The sequence below is a fragment of the Tumidithrix elongata BACA0141 genome (assembly GCF_036349135.1).
Taxonomy (GTDB): domain Bacteria; phylum Cyanobacteriota; class Cyanobacteriia; order Pseudanabaenales; family Pseudanabaenaceae; genus Tumidithrix; species Tumidithrix elongata.
Genome location: NZ_JAZBJZ010000005.1, coordinates 48,868 through 71,968 on the forward strand (window position 1 = coordinate 48,868; position 23,101 = coordinate 71,968).

Annotated in this window: 18 protein-coding genes and 1 other RNA gene; 10 read left to right on the forward strand and 9 right to left on the reverse strand. The window is 44.6% G+C overall.

What is annotated here, in order from left to right; all coding sequences use genetic code 11:
* Window positions 1–2: 2 nt before the first annotated feature.
* The 3 genes from V2H45_RS02355 to ssrA all read right to left on the reverse strand — a co-directional run bounded on the left by V2H45_RS02355 (window position 3) and on the right by ssrA (window position 4,196).
* Window positions 3–1,265 carry a tetratricopeptide repeat protein gene (locus V2H45_RS02355; RefSeq protein ID WP_330482004.1) on the reverse strand — a complete coding sequence of 421 codons (1,263 nt, stop codon included), beginning with the start codon at window positions 1,263–1,265 and terminating at the stop codon, window positions 3–5.
* Between the two features lie 112 nt (window positions 1,266–1,377).
* On the reverse strand, window positions 1,378–3,444 hold the full coding sequence (locus tag V2H45_RS02360) for a hypothetical protein (RefSeq protein WP_330482005.1): 2,067 nt from the start codon (window positions 3,442–3,444) through the stop codon (window positions 1,378–1,380).
* Window positions 3,445–3,805: 361 nt separating this feature from the next.
* Window positions 3,806–4,196, reverse strand: a transfer-messenger RNA (tmRNA) gene (ssrA, locus tag V2H45_RS02365).
* A 569-nt stretch (window positions 4,197–4,765) separates the two neighbouring features.
* On the opposite strand from ssrA, the gene serA reads away from it, so the two are divergent.
* Together serA and V2H45_RS02375 are read left to right on the forward strand one after the other, a co-directional pair.
* Entirely contained in the window at window positions 4,766–6,349 is a 1,584-nt protein-coding gene (gene serA, locus V2H45_RS02370; protein ID WP_330482006.1) for a phosphoglycerate dehydrogenase, read from the forward strand.
* Window positions 6,350–6,358: 9 nt separating this feature from the next.
* Window positions 6,359–6,997 (forward strand): phycobiliprotein lyase, encoded by a 639-nt coding sequence (locus V2H45_RS02375; protein WP_330482007.1) that lies wholly within the window; start codon window positions 6,359–6,361, stop codon window positions 6,995–6,997.
* Window positions 6,998–7,078: 81 nt separating this feature from the next.
* Here the strand turns inward: V2H45_RS02375 and V2H45_RS02380 are convergent, their stop codons facing one another.
* A complete protein-coding gene (locus V2H45_RS02380) occupies window positions 7,079–7,366 on the reverse strand; it encodes a DUF3288 family protein (protein WP_330482008.1) in 288 nt (95 codons plus the stop codon).
* Between the two features lie 109 nt (window positions 7,367–7,475).
* Complete coding sequence (locus V2H45_RS02385; protein ID WP_330482009.1) at window positions 7,476–8,696, reverse strand: hypothetical protein; 1,221 nt, start codon at window positions 8,694–8,696, stop codon at window positions 7,476–7,478.
* A gap of 563 nt (window positions 8,697–9,259) precedes the next feature.
* Here V2H45_RS02385 and V2H45_RS02390 point away from each other — a divergent pair.
* On the forward strand, window positions 9,260–10,837 hold the full coding sequence (locus V2H45_RS02390) for a diguanylate cyclase domain-containing protein (protein ID WP_330482010.1): 1,578 nt from the start codon (window positions 9,260–9,262) through the stop codon (window positions 10,835–10,837).
* Between the two features lie 276 nt (window positions 10,838–11,113).
* Window positions 11,114–12,316, forward strand: a complete 1,203-nt coding sequence (locus V2H45_RS02395) for a glycosyltransferase family 4 protein (RefSeq protein ID WP_330482011.1) — start codon at window positions 11,114–11,116, stop codon at window positions 12,314–12,316.
* Window positions 12,317–12,357: 41 nt separating this feature from the next.
* Here V2H45_RS02395 and lepB read toward each other — a convergent pair whose 3' ends face one another.
* Window positions 12,358–12,900, reverse strand: coding sequence for a signal peptidase I (lepB, locus tag V2H45_RS02400; RefSeq protein WP_330482012.1), 543 nt, complete (start codon window positions 12,898–12,900; stop codon window positions 12,358–12,360).
* A 333-nt stretch (window positions 12,901–13,233) separates the two neighbouring features.
* Here lepB and V2H45_RS02405 point away from each other — a divergent pair, with 333 nt between their 5' ends.
* On the forward strand, window positions 13,234–14,478 hold the full coding sequence (locus tag V2H45_RS02405; RefSeq protein WP_330482013.1) for a murein hydrolase activator EnvC family protein: 1,245 nt from the start codon (window positions 13,234–13,236) through the stop codon (window positions 14,476–14,478).
* A 112-nt stretch (window positions 14,479–14,590) separates the two neighbouring features.
* Entirely contained in the window at window positions 14,591–16,633 is a 2,043-nt protein-coding gene (locus V2H45_RS02410; protein WP_330482014.1) for an FkbM family methyltransferase, read from the forward strand.
* A 10-nt stretch (window positions 16,634–16,643) separates the two neighbouring features.
* Here V2H45_RS02410 and arsS read toward each other — a convergent pair whose 3' ends face one another.
* Window positions 16,644–17,720 carry an arsenosugar biosynthesis radical SAM (seleno)protein ArsS gene (arsS, locus tag V2H45_RS02415; protein WP_330482015.1) on the reverse strand — a complete coding sequence of 359 codons (1,077 nt, stop codon included), beginning with the start codon at window positions 17,718–17,720 and terminating at the stop codon, window positions 16,644–16,646.
* A gap of 110 nt (window positions 17,721–17,830) precedes the next feature.
* Here arsS and V2H45_RS02420 point away from each other — a divergent pair, with 110 nt between their 5' ends.
* Entirely contained in the window at window positions 17,831–18,673 is an 843-nt protein-coding gene (locus tag V2H45_RS02420) for a phytanoyl-CoA dioxygenase family protein (RefSeq protein ID WP_330482016.1), read from the forward strand.
* Window positions 18,674–18,704: 31 nt separating this feature from the next.
* Here the strand turns inward: V2H45_RS02420 and V2H45_RS02425 are convergent, their stop codons facing one another.
* Window positions 18,705–19,964, reverse strand: a complete 1,260-nt coding sequence (locus V2H45_RS02425; RefSeq protein ID WP_330482017.1) for a chromate transporter — start codon at window positions 19,962–19,964, stop codon at window positions 18,705–18,707.
* A 78-nt stretch (window positions 19,965–20,042) separates the two neighbouring features.
* Here V2H45_RS02425 and patD point away from each other — a divergent pair, with 78 nt between their 5' ends.
* A complete protein-coding gene (patD, locus tag V2H45_RS02430; protein WP_330482018.1) occupies window positions 20,043–20,408 on the forward strand; it encodes a heterocyst frequency control protein PatD in 366 nt (121 codons plus the stop codon).
* A gap of 7 nt (window positions 20,409–20,415) precedes the next feature.
* On the opposite strand, the gene V2H45_RS02435 is transcribed toward patD, so the two are convergent.
* Complete coding sequence (locus tag V2H45_RS02435) at window positions 20,416–21,273, reverse strand: fructosamine kinase family protein (RefSeq protein WP_330482019.1); 858 nt, start codon at window positions 21,271–21,273, stop codon at window positions 20,416–20,418.
* Window positions 21,274–21,590: 317 nt separating this feature from the next.
* Here V2H45_RS02435 and V2H45_RS02440 point away from each other — a divergent pair, with 317 nt between their 5' ends.
* Together V2H45_RS02440 and V2H45_RS02445 are read left to right on the forward strand one after the other, a co-directional pair.
* Window positions 21,591–21,899: a hypothetical protein gene (locus V2H45_RS02440; protein ID WP_330482020.1), complete on the forward strand. Its 309-nt coding sequence runs from the start codon at window positions 21,591–21,593 to the stop codon at window positions 21,897–21,899.
* A 237-nt stretch (window positions 21,900–22,136) separates the two neighbouring features.
* Complete coding sequence (locus V2H45_RS02445; protein WP_330482021.1) at window positions 22,137–23,036, forward strand: branched-chain amino acid ABC transporter permease; 900 nt, start codon at window positions 22,137–22,139, stop codon at window positions 23,034–23,036.
* The last annotated feature ends 65 nt before the right edge of the window (window positions 23,037–23,101 follow it).

Below are 23,101 nucleotides of genomic sequence, written 5' to 3' on the forward strand. Positions count from 1 at the left end.
AATTAAGCTGCCTCTAGAATTTGTAGTAAATAATTGATTTCCTCAAGGCGTTCAGAGTTGTGTTGCTCTTTATAATAGCTTTCTGCTTCTTTTAGATGGATTTTAGATTGGGAGATTTTGCCGATCTGCATTTCTAAGTTGCCCAATGCCAATGTAACCGCAGCAGTTTTTTCAAGATCTTGTAATCTTCTAAAAAGCCGCAACGAGTCCTTGAAATAGAGCCGTGCTTGCTCTAGTCTGCCTGTAATATGAAATAGCCTCGCTAAATCAAATAAGGTCAAAGCCAAGGCAGGAATGTCACTTAACTCTTGGGAGATTTGTTCGCAGACTTGGAGGTTTTCAATTGCTTCGGTGTAGTTTCCTAACTCAAGTAATGCTTTTCCAATCTGATAAGAAAATCTGAGAAGACGTTTTTGATCGCCTGTTTGCTCAAGGATTTTAATTCCGTCTTTATAAGCCTGAATTACTAGTGGAATACTTTCAATTTTGCCAGAAGATTTAAAATGCTCTTTAACAGTAAGTAATAAAGTCTCCATCCCATCCCATAAAATATCTTCGTCTGGCTTGATTTGTAGGGCTTGGAATAAAGAAACAATCCCTTTTTCGTATCTACCTAAATAAATGAGGATGGAGCCTCGGTCGAACCATGCTTGGTAGTCATCAGGCTTGAGTCCTAAAGCTTTTTCATAGGATGCGATCGCTTCTTCGTATCTGCTTAAACTACTTAGGGCAACGCCTCGGTTATGCCATGCTTCGAATCTGTCAGGATTAATTTCTATCGCTTTATCATAGGAGATGACAGCATCTTCATGTCTGCTTAAATTCCCTAGAGCATTGCCTCGGTTGATCCATGCTTGGTGATTGTCAGGCTTGAGTTCTACAGCCTTGTCATAGGAGATGATCGCTTCTTCGTATCTACCTAAATCTCCTAGGTCAATACCTCGGTTACCCCATGCTTCATATGTGTCAGGATTGATTTCTATAGCCTTATCATAGGAGATAACAGCATCTTCATGTCTGCTTAAATTCCCTAGAGCAACGCCTCGGTTGATCCATGCTTGGTGAGTGTCAGGCTTGAGTTCTACAGCCCTATCATAGGAGGCGATCGCATCTTCGTATCTGCCTAAATCAAATAGGGCATTGCCTCGGTTAATCCATGCATTATGGTCGTCAGGTTTGAATTCCAAAGCTTTGTTATAGGAGGCGATCGCATCTTCTGTAATATTTGTGAAATCCTCGCCACGAACAGTTGAGTTCTCTGACATGATTGCGGATGCTTTTCTAGAGTGATTTAATTTTATCTCAAAAAAATTTAGCTTTCTCGAACAATTTCAAGGATTCATATTAGTTTAATTCCATTGATAACTTATCCCTATTTTAAATTGGCACTGTGGCAATATCCGCCAAGACTTGCAGTGGCCCCGTTTGGATTTGTCCGTTGGTACTGAGTTCGCTATAGCAAAGATAGATTCTCTCTGTGGCGCGATCGCATAGATCGCGCAGCAATCGTTTTAACCGTTCGCGATCGGCTGCCTCCCGATCTTGAATCGTCCATACTTCGCCCGACCAGTCATGCAAAAACAGGGGCGCACCAAACAACGCCGCTGCGCCGCCCTGCGTCCAGAGCGAGGAACCCGCATCCAGCCAAAATTGCCAGCGATGGGAGAGGCGTGCCATGCGATATTGGTAAATTGTGGCAAGCACGACGCTATCGTTCGGTGCATTCGGTGCAAAGGGATTTGCCGTCACCGTTCCCTGTCGGATTAGTTGAATAAATCCTTCTAGAATCTTTCGATCTTGCCATTGCAATCGCAGTCCTATTTCCCAATAGTACTGAGCCGTCTCGATCAATTCCTGTAGCGTAGAGAGGCGATCGTAGCTGAGATTTCTGGGTTGGAGGAACTGTTGAATCGCCCGATCTAAAAGCAGCAAAGGCGCAAGATTATGGGGTTGGCGTTCGATCCATTGGCGGATCTGTTCGTATGCTTGAGTGGCTTCATAGCCAAAGCGATTCCATTCGCTAAAGGTGTCGCTAGGGAGCAGTTGTGGTTGAATGGGGTGCGGCAAAAAACAGCGATCGGCGAGCAGCCCTGCCCTGACGGGATCGATCGCTTCGCTCAAAGACACCAGCATTTCGGCAACTTGATCGCGACCGACTAGATGTCCCAGATTGGGATAGACCAAGGTCATGAGTGCCAACAGCGATCGCACGGCGGCGGAAACCGAGAGGGGTCGCTGATCGTTGAGCGGTAAAATCGAAATCTCTTTTTTACTGAGAATTTCCACTAGGGCATAGTTGGCAATATTATCCAAACCGGGGGCGATAATCGCAATTTCACTGGCTTTGATTTGCTCGGAAGCGATCGCAGTGGCGATCGTATCGGCAACGGAACGGAATAATTTTGCCCGTGAAATCGTATCGATACTATGGAAGCTGTCGATGGATTCACTCAGGCGCATACTTGGCTCTAGAACCAGATCTAAAACCAGTTCGGCATATTCCTTGCCAATGCTTTCGGGAATCCTATCGAGCGTTTCGACTTGGCATTGCGCCGCTAGTGTTAGCCAATATTTCGGGTCGGCTCCCAGCCCCAATCGAATCGAACCTTCAGGATTAAAGGTAAATAGAGATTTTGCACCGCTCTTGACTAAAACCGTACATAAATCGCAAGCGATCGCGGGGAATTCATCGGCATCATCCACAATCAAATAGCGATAGCGTTGCTGGAGTTTCTGGCGATATTGGGGATTGGGTAATAGATATTTGCCAAAGAGTTCCGTAATCGTGCCATAGGTCAGCAGCCCATTGCGCCAGCAAAATTCGCGCCACTCCACCAACGCATCCCCAATATTCTCACAGACATTTTGCCAAGCACTCTCTTGCTGTTTGGGATTCTCATTCGTCGCAGCATTTCTAGAATCTCGCTCGGAGTCTGACTCAAACCCCTCCATGCCTTGACTCAAGATCTGCGGTACTTGCTCGATCGCTTTCCCACTATTCGCAGCTAGTAGGTACAAGTCCAACATCCGCCGCACGACGCGATCGCGACCTACTCCTTCCATACTGAGCAAACCCGAATCGAGTCGGTCTGACCACAATTTGGTAGCGAGTTCCTGCTCGTTTTCTACCCGCAGCAAAATCGGAAACTGGGCTTTCCATTCCAATAACCGCATCAGCAAAGGAAAGAACAGCAGGACTTGATCGCGAAAAAAACTAAGCGGCGTGGCGGCTGTGACAGGATAACGACCGTGGGTAGCAATACTGAGGCGATCGCTTAACTTTTGGCGTTGCTCGGAGTCCACCGATAGCACCAAGACGGACTGCGAGGCAGCTTGCGGATTGGGATGTTTGGCAAAGTCTGTTTCTGCCCAGCCTTGAAATTCCTGGACAATGCGATCGCTTTTGCCACTGCGGCTACCCCCTCGAATCCATAAATTGGTCATTCGTTTTCAGATGCGATCGCTTAGATATAAAGGAAAATAAATTTCATATTCAACGTCAGTTCGGGATAAGAAAACCTGAAACGCTATACATCCCAAGCCCCCCCCAGCCCCCCTTACAAAAGGGGGGAGAATTTTTCTTGTCCCCCTTTTGTAAGGGGGATGCCCGATAGGGCAGGGGGATCGAACTCTTTGGTTCTAACAAGTTGGCTTACTTTGTTCCAAAATTATTATCCCGAATTCATGTTATTCATAATTCTAATGCCTATTTCAATTTAATTTGAACTTGAATTCTGCGCTCGCAAAAAACGATCAAAAAAAAACTGCGATCGCAGTTTTTTGAAATTTGAAATTATTGGAAATTTAATGGAACCGGGCAGAGTCGAACTGCCGTCCGTACTAGCTCATAACGCCCCACTCATTCACAGGTTTATCCATTCTGATCCTCATGGAGGGAGCTACTTGTTATCCTCAGCAGCGGAGATTCTCTCGTATAGTCTTAGGCAAACAACTTACAAGAGGAAGTTTTTTGCAGCGTCCGTTGGGGGTTATCTAATGAGTTTAACGGAGTCACACATCAGATCTCGAAACCGAAATTAATTGGTTCTTAGGCAGCTACAGGAGCGGCTTTACGAGCAAAGGGTACGATGTTGTTCGCATGTACTTGTTTGAGTCATTGATTTGCGAGAGGTAACTCGCTCTCGACCTGCATCACGGGATAATTTCCACTAACACGTCGAAACCGTTGCGGTCCCAAGTCGATCCATTATAGCTCAAAAAATTAGATTGGTGTAATCCTAAAGGATTGGATTTGTTAGATGATTCATCCATACAACAAGATCCCCGACTTTAAGATCCCTGACTTTTTTAAAAAGTCGGGGATCTAAGCCAGTAGATTGCATTATTCAAATAGAGAATTGCTATCAATGATTTTTTGGGTTTCAATCTTTAAAAATCGCGCATCAGATCGAGGCTTTTGTCACAATCTAAGCATATCAATTGTCAATAATAATGCCAGCAAACGCGATCGGGATCGCTCTGAACTCTTTGCGAATGAGGTTGTGCATGAATTTATCCCAGTCAATAAGGATTTTGGTGGGTGCATTAAAAGTTAAATTGGCGATCGCCTAAAAACTAAATTCTTGTAATTATTCTGCAATTAGCTTAGGGATAAATGGTATAAGCAAATTTGTCCTATAATTTCTCGCTTTGTTATTTTTTGTTTGTTACTTGCCCTCAATCAAGTCAACTGAAAGGATCTGAAGTTATCCATAACGAAGTAACTCAGTAACAAATTGCGAATAACCACTGAATCTCATTAACTATGCCAAAAGTTCTCGTTTCCGACCCCATCGATCAAGTTGGTATTGATATCCTGTCTCAGGTTGCTACTGTTGACGTTAAAACAAATCTTAGCCCCGACGAACTGATCAAAGCACTGCCTGAGTACGATGCCATCATGATTCGCTCTGGTACCAAACTTACCAAAGAAGCGATCGAAGCAGGTAAAAATCTAAAAATTATTGGACGGGCTGGCGTTGGTGTTGATAACGTTGATGTTCCCACAGCAACGCGCCAAGGCATTGTTGTTGTTAACTCACCTGAAGGCAACACGATCGCAGCAGCAGAACATGCCCTTGCCATGATGCTCTCGCTATCTCGTTATATCCCTGAAGCCAATGCTTCAATTAAGTCAGGCAAGTGGGATCGCAAAAGCTTTACAGGCGTAGAAGTTTACAAGAAAACCCTCGGTGTGATTGGCTTAGGCAAAATTGGTTCCCATGTGGCAACAGTGGCACGGGCACTGGGCATGAGACTCTTGGCCTACGACCCTTTCCTCACCGCAGAACGGGCAGAGCATTTGGGTGTAAATCTCGTGGAGTTAGAAATCCTATTCCGCGAATCTGACTACATCACCCTGCATTTACCCAAAACCAAAGAGACTTACCACCTGATCAATGCCGAAAGCCTCAAAATCATGAAGCCGAATGTGCGGATCATCAACTGTGCCCGAGGTGGCATCATTGATGAAGCTGCCTTAGCAGAAGCGGTTAAAAATGGCCAAATTGGTGGTGCCGCCCTAGATGTTTTTGAGAATGAGCCCTTAGAAGCGGAGTCAACCCTGAGAGCGGCGGGTTCGCGCTTAATTCTTACCCCTCACCTCGGCGCATCGACCGAAGAGGCGCAGACCAACGTAGCCGTAGATGTTGCAGAGCAAATTCGCGATGTGCTGTTGGGCTTACCCGCACGCGCTGCCGTGAATATTCCTGGGTTGGGGCCCGATGTTTGGCAAAAGCTCAAGCCCTATCTGCAATTGGCAGAAATGCTCGGTAATCTGGTGGGACAACTGGCAGGTGGTCGTGTCGATACCCTCGACGTGCGCTTACAAGGTGAAATTGCCACCAGTGAAAGTCAACCAATTGTCGTAGCCGCGCTGAAGGGATTGCTCTCGCCTGCTTTGCGCGAGCGGGTCAATTTTGTCAATGCTAGCCTTGAGGCAAAAGAGCGTGGAATTCGCGTCACCGAAACCCGCGATGCCACGATCGAAGACTACACGGGTTCCTTACATTTGACTGCCAATGGTACGCACGGGCAACAATCGGTAACTGGTGCATTATTAGGTAAGTCTGAGTTGCGGATTACCAATATTAATGATTTCCCCATTAACGTTGCACCTTCGCACTATATGTTGTTAACTTTGCATAGAGATATGCCTGGGATCATTGGTGGGCTTGGCTCCCTGTTGGGCAACTTTAATGTCAATATTGCCAGTATGCAAGTCGGTCGCCGTATGGTGCGTGGCGAAGCTGTCATGGTCTTAAATATTGACGATCCCCTGCCAGCAAGCTTGCTAGAAGAGATCGTGCGGATTCCGGGTGTTAAAGATGCTTTTGTCGTTAACTTATAGAAACCGATAATGCTGAGCTTTCTAGATTTTTTTGCCGAGTGTTCTGGGCTTTGGAAAACTGAGCGCACTTACCACATGACCGATGCCAACGAGATCGAAAGGTCTTACACGGAATATGTGGTGAAGGCCTTGACCTATCAAGATAAGCAAAACATTATGTCCCCATCGGACTCGATGCCAATCATGTTCGATCTGGATGCATTAATGCTCGACGATCGGGTCATACCAGGGTTTTCCATTGCTTTTGATACGGTGTCTGAAAAGGGTGAAAAGGTATCCATGCAGCTCAAGGCATTATTTGTGCCTGATACCTATGTGCTATCAGTCTCTGAGACCACTGATGACGCTCTGATCCCGATCGCCGCTCAACTTGAAAAATCTAAAGAGATCGTACAAGGCTACTACCTCAGAGATGAGGGTTATTCGGAAGCAGGGGCGATCGCGGGGCGATTTACCTATCAGCCCACTCGGCAAACCCTAGAAATGACCACCTACTATAAGAAATCGATCGCAGTCGATCAGATGCGCTTTCTCAGCAATGAGACGCGCCTGCGCACGATCGTCACCTATCGGCGACCCGACAAACCCGTTGCTCCCACCGAAATCACCCTAGTTGGCTTTGGCGTAGAACATCGCACCAGAGCTTAAGAGGGAGGCTAGCACCTACGTCTAGATACATGTTTCGCCCCCTAAAATCTCCCAGAATTGGGGGATTTTAGGAGGCTTAATCTATGCCCAATCATCGCGCCCATCATTGTGGGTGGCGAATACCTTGGCGGTGGTATGAATCTCGCGGGTCTTAGCATATAGCTGCTCCTCGGTTAAGTGCCACTGTGCTAAAACCTTGAGCAAATCTGCTTGAATGTCTCGCGCTCCCTGAAACCCCCGATAGCGAATGCATAGTCGTGCTAGGTCTGCCAAGTTGCGATCGCTGGGCTGTGTCGTTCCAAGCAAATCTGTGACAATTTGGCGATCGCCCATGTATTGCGGATGTCGTTGATCTTTGAGGTCAGCCATAGGTTTCGTCTGGGAGCGTGGATTCTCTTGAATATTTTAGTTGGATAACGCAAAAAGCTGTTGGCATATAACCAACAGCTTTTTAGTTGATGAAAACGAACTGGAAAACTTACCGTCTCACAATCACCATCTCAGTGCCAGCCACAGGGCTACGAGCCACTAAGTGCATTTCTGAGTCAGCAACAAGCAGTTTTTGGAACTTAAGCGACTGCGATCGCGATAACAGATCGGACATGAGTTGGCTTTGGCGATCGGGATCGAGCTGATACCAAGCATCGGTCAACTCAACAATCAAACGCCCCAATTTAAAATTGGTTTGTACCGACTTAATCAGTCCTTCACCATACTTTTTAGATGCATCGGTTACCTGCACCTGAATATCGTTCACCTTGACCTTGTTAGGAGAGACAGCGCGATCGCCTTTTTCTGGTGCCACTAAGTCACTAAAGGGCTTTTGAATAGGCTGCTTGGTTTGTCTGGATATTTGAGTGGGAGACTGGGTGGGGGCTTTGACCGCATGGCTTAAAGCTCGCGTTGGCTTAAGCAAAATTAATAGAGCAAATACCAGTACCAGAGTTGTCACGGCTGCACGCTTCTCTAGAATGTGCTTGACACTATCTGATAGCTGAATTTGACCGAGGATCGACTGCATCGATCGCAGGGCTGGAGCGATGGCTGTGCTTACTTTTTTCCAAGGATCGCTGGACTCTACTTTTGTCCAAGTATTTGCCACTGTAGGCGTTGCTGTCACCTTTTGCCAAGCTGCACTAATGGGCGGATCGATTTTGTCAACGACTTTAGTGATAAAAGCTAAAACAACAGGCACAAGTTGCTTTTGCACAAAAGTCCAAGCAGTCCCCACTTCCTGCTTAACTTGATCGGGCAATGGCAATGGGTCACCAGGTTGAAGGGGTGCTTTGGGCAAAGCTGGGGCAGTAAGGTCTTGTGCCGTGCCGTCTTGTGCTGACGCGCTGGTTGCTTCTAGCTTGTGTTGCAGACTTTCTAAAGCTTTGATTAGAAATTGTAAAGTTTGCGTACCGATTGATACTAGAATCGCGATCGCTTTTGCTTTAGTGTCCTGTTGGGCAGGAACTTTTTTAGCGCCTCCCTCTTCATTCGAGAGTGAAGATTGGGTTGGAGCCACTTCAGTGAGTTTTTTGTTGAGGCTCTGTAACGCTGGGATTAACCATTGGGTAGACTTTAGCAATAGCGCTTGTAACGATGGAGAAATTTTTGTCCATGTTTGCTTTGCTTGTTGCGTTACCTGATTCACAATATCTGTATTTTTCTCTGACACAATCTCCTCCTCAGTCACAGGGTGACTAAACATCACACAGTTGTGATAGAACATATCACAAAACTTTTGCCATAGGCCAATTACAAAATTTAGATATAGTAACTTTTACTTATCTAAGTACTGGGGTTCCTATATCTTTAGCTAGCTTTGTGTAGGACAACAAGGATTGAATTGTTAGGGATCGTGAAATCTTTACGAAAATTTTTCTCGCATTAATCTTTTGCACATTACATTATTGATGAGTAGAAAAAATCATGATATCCACACAAATTCCGTTTTATTTTGATGCTAATTCTTGTCCAGAATTCGTTCACCTCTGTGATACTCTATACTAGAAAAATCGGCAAAAATTCTGATTAGCAAAGGAGTTATAAATTTCTTATAGCTATTATCTTGCACTCAATCCTCAACTACCTGTAAATCGTCTTTTCAGCTTTTCTAGACTCATCTTCACTAGATTCAGTTTGATTAATTTCTATCAAACAAAGGTTTGTCAGAAATTAATCAAACGCAGGGAAAAGAAGATACCTGGATTGAACTACCTCCGGGTACAGAACTAAATTCCTAAATCTTAAGCAGTTTTGTGTATCAAACACATGCAAGAGTCTTCATTTAACAGCTTACTAAGTTACAAGCAAATTAGCAGCAGCTATGCACAAGAGCTATTGCAAACTAAAGCTGAGCTTGCTCGATATCAACTTGAGCATCAAGATCTACGCCATAAATACGATCTACTTAAGCTGCTCTTTGAAAAAGTTTACCCTCTGTTGCTCGTACTTGATGGCGATGGGCGTATTGTTGAGCTAAATGCTACCTGTAAACAAATCTCTCAGTATTCTCTCGCTGAAGTGCAAAACCAATATTTCTGGGATGTGTTTGTACAAGCCGAGGAGGTTGAATCTGTAAAAGCAAACTTTGCAAGCCTTAGCGCCCAAGATTTTCCTAGACGCCATGAAAGCTTTTTGGTTGCTCGTTCGGGCGATCGCCGCTTGATCGAGTGGGCAGATACTGTCGTCACCGATCTTAGCGACAAGGTGAAGTATGTCATCTGTACGGGCAATGATATTAGCGATCGCCTAGCCAATGAAGACCTGCTCAAACAACAAGCGGCTTGGGATAAGTTAATTGCCAGCATTACATTACGGATTCACGGTTCGCTGCGGTTAGAAGATATTTTGGGCGATACCGTTCGAGAGATCTTGCAGGCATTAAAAGTCGATCGTGTAGTGGTTTGTCGGATCTCGCCAAGTGGCAATGGCAGCGTTATCGCTGAAGCTGTTGCTGATGGTTATAGCTCCCTAATGGGTGACAACCTAGATACTTACTGCCGAGACGTAAACTGTCATCCATTCCCGCAAGAGTCTGTGGGAGTAATTCACGATCTCTCGCAAACTAACTTCCCCAATGAGGTCGTACAATCCCTGCAATGTCTGCAAATTCGAGCTTGTCTCACTGTACCCATTCTGGTCGATCAAGGCAGCAACGAAGAGGAGTCTAGCTCTGAGATGCTTTGGGGGTTACTTGTCGTGCAGCAATGTAATGAGCCACGCCATTGGCAACAACCAGAGATTAATTTGATTGCGGCGATCGCCACTCAACTAGAAATTGCCGTCCAAAAAGCCCAACTTTACGAACAGTTGCAAAACGCAAATCTTGAGCTAATCAAGATCACGAACCTAGACTATTTGACCCAAATTGCTAATCGGCGCTGCTTCGATCAGCAGTTAAACTTTGAGTGGCAGAGGCTTGCGCGAGAAAAAGCGCCTCTGTCGCTGATTATGTGTGATATTGACTTTTTCAAAGCCTATAACGATACCTACGATCATTTGGGTGGAGATGAATGTTTGCGACAGGTCTCTCAAGCGATCGCTGGCTCGGTACGCCGTCCTGCGGATTTGGCAGCACGTTATGGTGGCGAAGAGTTTGCCATTATTTTACCAAATACAGAAATTGATGGTGCTTTGCATGTTGCCGAAGCAATTCAATTAGCAGTAAAAAATTTAAAGATCGTTCACGATCCCTCGCCAGTAAGTAAGTATGTCACCCTAAGCTTTGGCATTGCCAGTATCATGCCTGTTGTTAAAGCCGATCCAACCGTGTTAGTGCGCTTTGCCGATCATGCCCTGTTTCGAGCAAAAGAATTGGGGCGAGATCGCATCTATTGCATTGGTTAATCCATCGATACCTTACTTAAATTACCGACTGAATCGATTGCTTGCTTATTTAATTAATCGATTAAGTATAAATCCTTACGATTACAGCTATCTGATTCAAGATATCTAGTAGACTAGGTTGTTAGCATCTAATCTTAAAAACCAATCGATCGATTATTTATCAAGCTTGAGCATCTCCTGAAAACGAGAATCAAAAGAAGTTAGAGGATAGCGATCGAGTTCAGAGATGAACCTTGTTGATATACCCATTGACACTTTGAAGGTTGCCTGAAGCCAATGCAAATCTTAGTTTTAGCGTGGGAATTTCCACCGCGCATTATTGGCGGTATCTCGCGTCATGTGGCAGAACTATATCCAGAGGTGGTTAAGCTAGGGCATCACATCCATCTTGTCACGGTTGAAGTGACTGGCGAAAAAGGCCACGAAGTTGTTGATGGTATAGAGGTATATCGCGTTCCTGTCAGAGATGGCGGCGACTTTTTTGAGTGGGTTGCCAACATGAATAGCAGTATGCTCGATCGCGCCAGTCAATTAATCAACGATCGGACCCAGCCCTTTGATGCTATCCATGCCCATGATTGGTTGGTGGGTGATGCAGCGATCGCTTTAAGTCAAAACTTCCGATTACCTCTACTGGCAACAATTCACGCTACCGAGTACGGTAGATGTAACGGCATCCATTCTGATTCTCAAAATTACGTTCACCATAAAGAAATTAGTCTCGCGAAGTCAGCAGCAAGGGTGATTGTCTGCACGAAGTATATGCAAGGAGAAGTAGAACGCGCTCTGGGGTGTTCCACCGATAAAACAGATATTGTCAACAATGGGTTGAGTCTAGAACGAATGCAGCGATCGCATAGCGACGACTTCGATCCAGAAGCCTTACACCTAAAATATGCCCAGCCCGATGAAGCGATCGTCTATTACGTGGGGCGAATCACCTATGAGAAAGGGATTTACATCCTATTAAATGCTGTACCTAAAATTTTGGCAGCGATGTCAGACAAAGTAAAGTTTGTAATCATTGGCACTGGGGATGCCTACTCGATTTTATTGCAGCGACAAGCATGGGATTTGGGAATTCATCACAAAGTTACGTTTACGGGCTTTATGTCCGATCGCGATCTCAGTATGTTACAAACAATTGCCAGTTGTGCAGTTTTCCCCAGTTTATATGAACCCTTTGGCATTGTGGCGCTAGAGAGCTTTGCAGCGGGTGTACCTGTGGTGGTTTCTGACACGGGCGGGTTACCCGAAGTGGTAGAGAATGGGGTGACGGGTATTGTCACCCATGTTAATGACAGTGATTCTCTGGCAGCAGGAATTTTGGAGGTTTTACAAAATCCCGATCGCGCTGAGAAACTTGTCAAAAATGCCCAAAAAGAACTGCGCGATCGCTTTTCGTGGCAAAAATTAGCCATTGAAACCGAGGCAGTGTATACCAGAGTAATCTCTGAATCTAAACTAGCTAAGGAATAGTTAAACAGAATTGTTATGCAGGACTCACCCAAAGCCAGAACTTAGTGGGAAGGATCGCCCAGCCGATTAAACGGGTAGTAACGGAAAGCCGCACGCCCAACAATGCGATCGCGCGGGACAAATCCCCAAGCATGGCTATCATAGCTATCGTTGCGATTGTCGCCTAAAACCAAATAGGAGTTGGGCGGAACCACAGCAGAGAACTCATACCTTGGAATTTCTGCAATGTATTTTTCTACCAGAGGGCGATCGTTAACATAAACCAATCCATCTTTGACTTCCACCTTATCCCCTGGCAAGCCAATCAGCCGCTTTACCAGCATCTCGTGAAAATTCTGCTTTTCTAAGACTTCAGGTGGGTTAAAGAATATAATTTCTCCTCGTTCCGGATTGCGAAAGTGATAACTGAGCTTATCAACCATCAATCGATCTTGAATCTCAAGGGTAGGAAGCATGGAACCCGACTTTACATAACGAGCTTCAGCCACGTAGGTGTGAAGTCCGAGAAAAAGCAACAGAGCAAATCCAATGGATTTAGCACTCTCAATACCGAATTCTTTAATTTTGTTGGGACTGTTTGACATTTTAAGACCTTTGACTTGTTTACTGGTTTACGGTGTTTAGCCCGATTCGATCTTTAACTACAAGTCAACTTTCCCGAAATAGTTTTGTAGGACTACAGTAAAGGGATTTTAGCATTTCTATTTCCTCTACTGCTAACACAAACAGGTTAGATAGAGCAAATCCTAGGAATGGAAGCACGATTAAAGAATTACAAAACAGCTAACAAGCTTGAAATCGCCTGCCCGTCTAAATTCTCCGTTAGACTGCTGGTAAATATTTTCAAATACCGATTAAATTGACTAGCCAGATCGGGCAAGTATCGGTACAATTCAGCGCGTGTAGCTAAACTCACATTGAGTAGCCCACTAAAAGCAGCCTACAAACATCGATCGCTTATAGCTTACATTCAAAATTCTGTGGTGGCACATCTGAAAACTCAGCAAACTCAGCAATCAAGGATCAGTTTCCTTGTGAATTTAATCTGCTGCCTATTCTGCATAGGTGTACTTTTGCTTGGTTTCACGCCTGTTGTTTACGCGCAAACTGTACAAGATCTTCACAACTACCAAGACCTAGTTGAGCAGCAAAAGCAAATTGTCCAAAAGCAGCAAGAGCAGATCAAAGCCATCACTAAACCAGCACAAGAGCGGCTTGATGCCCTGCGCCGCAATGTCAAGGTTACAACGGAGCAAATTCAAGACAACGAACAAAAGCTTAAAGTAGCGCAAACATCCCTACAAAAGCTAGAAAAGAAACTGCAAGAACTCGAATACGATCTCAACCGTAAGCGCAGTGCCACAACAGCGCGATTGCGCTACCTGCAAAAACAACAAATGCAAAAGTGGTGGGTCTTACTCCTAAGCAGCCAAAATCTTAATCAGTTTGCCGATCGCCATCGCCAACTCAACCGTATTTATGAAGGCGATCGCCAACTTCTGATTACCCTCAAGCAAAATACAGATAGAGTAGAATCTCAACGCAGTCAGGTGACTACCCAAGCAAACGAGATTGCCCTACTCACTCAAAAGCTGAAATATCAAAAAGCAAACTTTGAAGCCGAAGCTGTTGCCCAAGCTAATGTAATCGATCGCTTAAAAAGCGATCGTCGGGCTTTAGAACTTGCTGAAGATCGATTAGTTCAAGATTCTCAGCAGATCACCAGATTAATTTTGGCAAAAGCCCAAACAGCTCCCGGCATCTTAATCATGCCGGGTACAGGGCAACTGATGTATCCAACGGTTGGCGAAGTTACTAGTCCCTTTGGTTGGCGGATGCACCCAATTTTGGGTTATGAACGATTTCATTCAGGTATAGACTTTGGTGCAGATTACGGCAGCATGGTTTATGCTTCAGACCGAGGTACAGTAATTTATGCTGGCTGGTATGGCGGCTATGGCAATGCTGTAATCATCGATCATGGTAACGGCTTGACGACATTGTATGGTCACTGTAGCGAGCTCTTTGTGAATGAAGGTCAAGTGGTTCAAAAAGGTCAGCCAATTTCGGCAGTTGGTTCAACGGGATTTTCGACAGGGCCTCACTTACATTTTGAGGTACGTGCCAATGGCGAACCAGTCGATCCTGCTCAGTTCTTATAGGGATAGTTAAATTCTTTACCCCTCTAATTCCGAGATTTTGCTCCCCTATAATTTGGATACCGTAGGGCTCATCTGAAATGTATTGGTTAATATTCACTCTAAGAGAGCGACTATGCAGAATTTCTTTTTATCTAACTACCTCCAACCTCACGGTCTAGTCTTTGATATTGGCGCTCACAAAGGAATAAAAACTGATTTTTATCTTGCTTGTGGTGCTCGGGTAGTTTGTTTTGAACCGCAATCAGAGTATGCCGAACTGCTGGCAGCAAAATATAACGGAAACCCAAATGTTGTAATCATTGGTCAAGGAGTTGCATCTGAAGAGGGAATACTTCAATTATCAATCTGTAAAGAAGCAGGTGTACTGTCCACATTTTCAGAACGTTGGCAGAAGGGTAGATTTGCCGACTTTTATTGGAGCGATCCCGTCGAGGTTGCGGTCACAACTCTAGACAGGGCAATTGCAACATTTGGGACACCCCAATTTTGCAAAATTGATGTCGAAGGCTTTGAATTAGAAGTGCTGAAGGGATTGTCAGAACCTATTCCCAGCCTTTCTTTTGAGTTTGTCAAAGAATTTCCAGACGCAACCCAAAAATGTATCCAACATTTACAACAGCTTGGATATCAAGCATTTAATTTCATTTCAGGAGAAAACCTAGAAATGGCGCTGCCCTATTGGGTAGATGGAAATACATTACTTGAGATTCTTCAGCAGATAGAAGAATCAGATTTCTGGGGAGACATCTACGCGATCGCACCTGAAGTCCCCAAACCACTATTATTAACAGCAGGGGAAAATTGGGTACTCGACCAACTTGTAAGCGATCGCGGAGTCGTCTTTGACATTGGCGCAAATGTTGGCGCTTGGACTCAATCGATCTTATATCGGCATCCAAATCTGCAAATCCATTTATTTGAGCCAACACCTGTAACCTATCAGAAACTCCTAAGAAATCTTGCCCGAAGCTTTCCTAACTGTCTATCAGCAGGGCAACTACTTTGTCATCACCTTGCCATTAGCAACCAAGAAGCAATTCTTCCGTTATATACCTATAGCCAAGATTCAGGCTTAAACACACTATATCGGCGTAGTCAGGAAGTAGAGTTAACCTATGCTCTGAATCCACCTAATCAAGTAAATGTTTTAACCACAACACTTGATAGTTATTGCGATCGAACAGGAATCCATCACATTCACTTTGTAAAGATTGATGTGGAAGGAGCGGAACTCAATGTTTTACAGGGAGCAAAATCATTACTTCAAAGAGGGAGCATCGACTATCTGCAATTTGAGTATGGTGGAACCTATGCTGATGCTGGCACAACGCTGGAAGCAGTATTTGACTTATTCAATCAATATAATTACTTCCTATTTGCAATACAGCCTACAGGCTTAGAATGGATTCCCGTTTTTATGCCTGAGTTAGAAAACTATGAATATTCTAATTTTCTTGCAGTTAACGAGCGACTAAGCCCTCTTTTGAGCGACGAAGAACCTCAAATGTTAGATCTCGACGATCTATTTCAAAAACATCAGATTTCTCCACGAGGAGTGATTCATATTGGAGCCCATGAAGGACAGGAGCTTGTATCGTATTCAGCAATGGGCATAACACCAATTTTACTAATTGAAGCGAATCCCAATATTTTTGAGGATCTACAAATTTATGCTCAGTCTTTTGCAAATCGAGACAAGATTACCTGTGTCAATTGTGCCATCTCAAATACAAATGGTATGGCGAATTTCCATATTACCTCCTACGACCAAAGTAGTTCTCTATTGCCTCTAAAACAACATCGTGAAATCTATCCTACCATTGAGGAGGTTGCTCAAATTGAGGTTCCTCTTAAAACACTCGATACACTCCTTGAGGAATTAGATTGCAATCCTAGCTTATTTAACATTCTCAATATTGATATTCAGGGTGCTGAGCTGTTAGCCTTGCAAGGGGCGATTAAAACACTTGCTTGTATTGAAGCGATCAATATTGAAGTTAGTTATGTGGAACTATATGCAGGTGGTGCATTTGTTTGGGAAATTGATCGCTTTTTAGAACAATATGGATTTGAACGCGTCGCGACAACTTCCCCCCTCCATCCATCATGGGGAGATGCGTTGTATGTCAGATGTTCTGAAAGTCGCACCAATTAGCATCCCAAATTTAAGCGATCGCACCTCCACAGGAACTACCTTTACCCGCCGTACAACCAAAGCAATGGCGACCTGTCTGGATTTGGCGTTGCGCCAGTAGCTCAGTCGCCAAATCCCGAATGTGAAGAGATTTGCGATCGGGGTGTTGAATTTCCAGTTCTAGCATCTGGTTAAAATCGCAGTCAAATAAGCGCCCATCCCAAGCAACAGAAAGGGTGTTGCGGCACATAAGCCCTGATATGGTGGCAGGATTAAAGGAATTAACCAACAGTTCCATATAAGCCTGTAGGTTGCCAGACTGCTCTAGCCATTCTAAATGGCGCGAGATTGGCATATTGTTAATCGCAATTAAGCGATCGAAGGTAATGTTATGGTTTTCCATTAAGCCTTCCTTCCACATTTTCTCTAAGAGAGCGGCTTGATTGCAAGATAGAGAGGCACCAACTGGATTACTCACTAGGGTGAGTTTTCGCTTCGGATCGCCCTTACCATAACCCGCAGCATTCAGCTTTCGCAGGGCTGCGATCGACTGCTCAAACGTGCCATCACCACGCTGACTATCGGTGTTGGGCTGGCGGAAGTGGGGGAGGGAACAGGCAATTTCAACACCACGTTCGGCAAACCATTCGGGTAAATCTTTCATGCTTGGCAAAAGCAGGACGGTGAGATTGCAGCGATCGATCACATGCTTACCCCGCACTACAGTTTGTTCGACCAAATAGCGAAAGTGAGGATTGAGTTCTGGAGCCCCCCCAGTAATATCGACGGTATGCGCTTCAGTCTGGTCGAGAGCCTGAAGGCAAGCATCGATCGTGGCGAGATCCATAATTTCTTTGCGATCGGGGCCAGCATCGACATGACAATGGCGGCAAGTCATATTGCAGAGCTTACCAACATTGATTTGAAAGATTTCCAATTTACTTGGTGTGAGTTTTTCCCAACGATGATGGTTTAGCGTTGCCTCAAAATTCCCTTGCTCTGGCAAATGGGACAAATCGACTGCCTCTAACAAATTAATTTGCTGCTGCGTACTCGATAGCAAAGCATGGCGTTGCTTCAGTGAAACCGTTGCGGTGGGACTAGACATGTTAATTTTTCAGTGGCAGTGTGTTTTGAGCGCGATCGCGGGAAAATGGTTAGGTAGATATTTTAGCTAAGGATCGCAGATTTATTGACTTGAAATATCGAGGTAAAAAAATGCCTGAATACCTAGCCAATCAGCAAGCCACTCAAGAGCAATTAAGTTCGTGGATAGCGTCTTTTCATACCAATGGGTTTCTTGTGATTCCCAATGTTTTAACACCCGCACAATGTGAATTATTAAGGAACGATTTAGACGAAGCCCTCAGAAAGTCTGAAGGTGAATCTTATCAGCGATCGCGAAAGATCGTAAAGCGCATGTTTGAGCACTCTAAGCATAATCTAGACCTCTTCGCTTTAGAACCGATCGTCACATTTGCCGATCATTTGATTGGCGGAGCGAATGGCACAGAATACTCGATGGATGAGGGTATTCCCAATTCCAATGCCATTCATGTAATTCATAATAACTCCTTTAAGCTGCCTTCGGAATCTGACGGATTAGCGAAGAACGCATGGCATCAGGATGACACGCCGCATGTCCTCTCCCTTGATGGCAATCCTTTGACCAACATTCGCCTCAATGTTTTGGCTTTTACAGTCAACTATTATTTGACAGATGTGCTGTCACCAGAGAATGGTCCAACTCAGACAATTCCTGGCTCGCACCTATTTGGTAAGTTCTGCAATGGTGATATCTCTGGCTATGAAGACCGCATTCATAACTGCTTAGGTGCAGCGGGTTCTGCGGTTTGCTTTAACAACCAAGTATGGCACAGAGGTTCTAGAAATGATTCTTTAGTAACCCGTTATATTACCCAAGTTACCTATGCCAAGAGATTAGTTGGGCATAAGTATGAACCTTTTATGAACTATCAGATGCCAAGTCACTGCTACGAGACTGCCGATCGCAGATTGAGACAACTCTTAGGATTTTTGCCCAACGGTGCCTATGGATAATCTAAAGAATTTATGAAATATACGTTTCTTTTTATCGAATTGTATGCGCTATGAAACCGATGAAACCGCCTGCTAAGACCAGCCATGTTGAGTTTACTTTAAACCGAAACAAAACCACGCAACTAAGGAGGGCAACGGCGATTGTCAAACCGTCAATTAGAGCAGCTCGTCCTAAATCCCAAGTGACGATCGCCATCAATGCCAACGAAGCCACATTCAAGCCGTCTAAAAAGCCAGCCGTATAGGGCGATCGCCGTAACTTTGTCACCCAAGGACTAACGATCGCCACCAGTACAAAAGCAGGTAAAAAGATGCCGATTGTCGCAGCGATCGCGCCCGCATTTCCTGCCAATAGGTAACCGATAAACGTAGCCGTTGTGAAAACAGGACCTGGGGTAAACTGCCCGATCGCTACAGCATCTAATAATTGCTGAGATGTCAACCAGTGCAGGCGTTCTACAAGGTCTTTTTGCAAAAAGGCTAACAGCACATAGCCACTGCCATATAAAACAGATCCTATTTTGAGAAATAGTAAAAAAACACTAGCCCATGTGGGTGTAGCGAGAGAAGTAGCAAATAGATTCGCAAATGGGAGCATATTGAGCATCGGAAGATGAAAGACTGGCAGGAGTAAAAAAGTAGAAGGGTCTCGATCTTTACGCAGACGATCTTTCGCAAACTTCCAATTTCCCACAAGCATTACAGCAAGTCCTGCTAAGAACAATAAGAGCAGTTCATTGACTCCTAGACCAAACAGAATCAGGACAGCTAGCCCCGTAAGTAGGGTGGCTCGGTTCTTGACAGCGGTTTTGCCTAACTTCCAGAGGGCTTGTACTACGATCGCCGCAATCACAGGCTTAATCCCATAGAGCAACCACCCTGCCTGTGGGAGGGCTTGATATTGCACGTACACTGCTGCCAAACCCCACACGATCAGCATTGCTGGCAAAATAAAACATGCCCCTGCGATCGCCAGACCCAACCAGCCACCCCGTTCTAACCCGACGTGAATTGCCAGTTCCGTGGAGTTTGGCCCTGGAATTAAGTTCGTGACACCGAGTAAGTCTAGTAACTTCTCTTGACTCATCCATTTTCGCTGCTTTACCACTTCGTCATCGATCATGGCAATATGAGCAGCGGGACCACCAAAGGCAGTAGTACCTAGCTTCGTAAAAACCCATGCGAGTTCTATGAGTCGTTGTTTCTTCTGTTCTGAATCCAACTCTGTATAATGGAGCACAGAGGTTGTTACATTTTGCTCTTCGCTCTTCTCTTCTGGGTTTTGAGGCATCTCCAATCGGGTATAGATTCGTTCTGAAGGGTAATTGCCAACTATTCTATGACCTATACGCAACCAGAGGAAAGATCGATGGGTAACAATCAATATATCTTTTTAAAAGAAAAACTGGAGAAGCTAAAAGAAGAACTCGGTCAAGTTTCCGATCGCGACACCAATTCTGTCAAGCATCTAGGTCAATTGCATAGCGAAATCCAATCATTTTTTCAATCGCAGATTCTCGATATCCCAATCTCCAGCGCATCTAGCGAACTTGAAGAAAAGATCTTGTCTTACTATGTTGAACTGAATAAGCAACTGAAGTTATTAGGTGTTGATTTTACAATGTTGCAAGTAGCCCGCAATCCTACCACATGGCAACAACGTCAACAACAAGCGATCGCGCGGCTATCCACATTAATTAGTTATTGCGAGGCGCTACTTGAGGTTAGATTCTAATGGAAAACTAACGACAAATTTGCTCGATCGTTTGACTCGCCTGCTGTCCATATCCCCCCCCAAACAAATTGAAGTGATTGAGAATGTGATAGAGGTTATAGAGAGTTTTGCGCTGTTTATAGCCTGCATCAAGGGGGAAAGCGCGATCGTAAGATTGATAAAATTGCGAAGGGAAGCCACCAAAGAGTTCGGTCATTGCCAGATCGACTTCGCGATCGCCAAAATACAAAGCAGGATCGAAAATCACTGGTTCTCCCTGGGCAAATGCTACATTCCCACCCCATAGATCGCCGTGAACCATGGAAGGTTGAGGTTGATAATTCTCAAACAACGGGGGAACTGCATCAAAGATCTGGCGATCGGGAATGCGGCAGCTAAAGCCACGCCGCTTTGCTAGTTGCAGTTGATAGCCCAAGCGATGTTCTAGCCAAAATGCCACCCAGTCAGATGTCCAAGTATTGATCTGAGGTGTTGAGCCAATCGTATTTTGTTGTTGCCAACCAAATCCCTGGGTACTGGTGATGCGGTGCATGGCAGCCAGTTTGCGCGCGAGTAAATCCCAGTCCTGTTGACCACCAAAGGCAATCCATTCCATTGCAATGTATGCTGAGTTCCCTGCAACTCCCCAGCAAATCGGTCGAGGAATGCGAATGGTTTGGGTATCGTACATCTGTTGTAGTCCGATCGCTTCGGCTTCAAACATGGCAACTTTGGCAGCGGCATTGGTTTTAACAAAAAATTTGCGATCGCGATCGATCAGGCAAACGGCTTGATTGATACTGCCACCACCCAAAGGTTGGCGATGCTCTACGCTAAACTTTTCTTTGGTCGCCTGAGAAATCTGCTCAGCAATTTCAGCCCACATAAGTTAATCTTTATCCCAATTCCTAAATAAAACGTAACTAAAAAACATAAAGAAGTTTTATATAATGCAATCCATTAACTAAAAAAACTTTACTAAATTAAATTGCATTCTACAAAGTCCGCCATAGGAATGCAGATATTAATGCAACCCATTTACTGGTTGCTTTAGTTTGCATCTCTAATTTTGGTTTCTATGCTTTGTGAACGAGCAAGTAATTTGTCCATTCTAAGGTTTACAGACAGCGACATTTAGTTGGGAAGTTTAGTGAAATAAAGTCAAAAAATTTAGTCAAAAATTTTAAAAGTAGGTAAAAGGCTATGAACGAACTAGGTAAATATCGCTTCACTTGCACCCTATCCTTGGGTGACATCTTTGGTCAAATCATTGTTTGGGTAGGTGTGATTTTTGCAAGTCTAGCCTCAGCTCTTGCCCTAATGAGTCATCCTATTTATTCATTTGCAGCGGTAGGCTTAATTATTGTTACGTCTCTTCCTTTTCTACTGTTTGCTTTTGTCACCACTCTATTCAACCACATTGAAATTACTCCCGTAACCGAAGAAGAAAGAAATAGACCAAGATCTAGAGGTACAACACCAATGAAAGCAGTTGCTAAAGCTGTTTCATAGCTTTGGTTTCTAGATCTTCACATCGATTTACTCAGCACAATCGTTATTTCAGCCACAAACATAGCATTGTCCGTTGAGAAAATTGGCTATAAATCTTGGGTATGGCGATCGCAAGTGGGCGATCGTCTTTTTTATGAGTGCCTTTACACGCTTTTTTAAGCGTCGGATTCTCTTATATTATTGAAGACTTCAAGCCATAAAAATCGTGCGTTCATTTAGGAGATAGAAATAACCAGGATGTTGGAGATATTGCAATCAAGCATTGACGGCATTGCAGTGGGGAGCATTATTGCACTGGCTGCTGTAGGTTTAACTTTAACCTACGGAATTTTACGCCTCGCTAACTTTGCCCACGGCGACATTCTCACCTTGGGGGCTTATTTGGCGTTTTTTGCCAACACCGTCATGAAGATAGATATTTGGTTATCGATCTTGTTTGGTTGTTTGGTTGCGATCGCATTTGTTTTGGTCTGTGAAAAAATTCTCTGGTCGCCGCTCAGGGCACGTCGCGTCACGCCCACAACCATGATGATTGTCTCGATTGGGCTTGCCTTGGTAGTACGAAATGCTGTGGTGCTGATCTGGGGTGCATCTCCCCAAAAATATAATCTACCCACATTCCCTGCCATAAATCTGTGGGGCATGCTAATTACGCGCAATCGGATTGTGGTAATTGTGGCAGCGATCGCAGTGATTGCAGGGCTTTACTATCTTTTGCAAAACACCAAAATCGGACGTGCCATGCGTGCAGTTGCAGACAATCCCGAACTAGCAAGGGTAACTGGTATCAATGTCGATGCGGTAATTCTCTGGACTTGGGTCATTGCAGGTGGGTTAACGGCTTTGGGTGGTACGATGTACGGCTTAATCACCAATTTACGCCCAAATATGGGTTGGTTCTTGGTCTTACCCATGTTTGCTTCTGTCATCTTGGGTGGCATTGGTAATCCTTACGGGGCGATCGCAGGAGCATTGATCATTGGCATTGCCCAAGAAGTTGCGACTACATGCCCCGCCTCTCTGGGCGAATTATCGAAATACTGCATTGGCACAGATTATAAACTAGGTGTAGGGTTGCTAATTATGATTCTTGTTTTATTATTTAAGCCACAAGGACTATTTAAAGGAACAATGTAGTAGCGTTTAGCTATTCGTCTTTTGCAAGGTCTATGTTAGGGATTCAGAATTGACGACTTTACTGC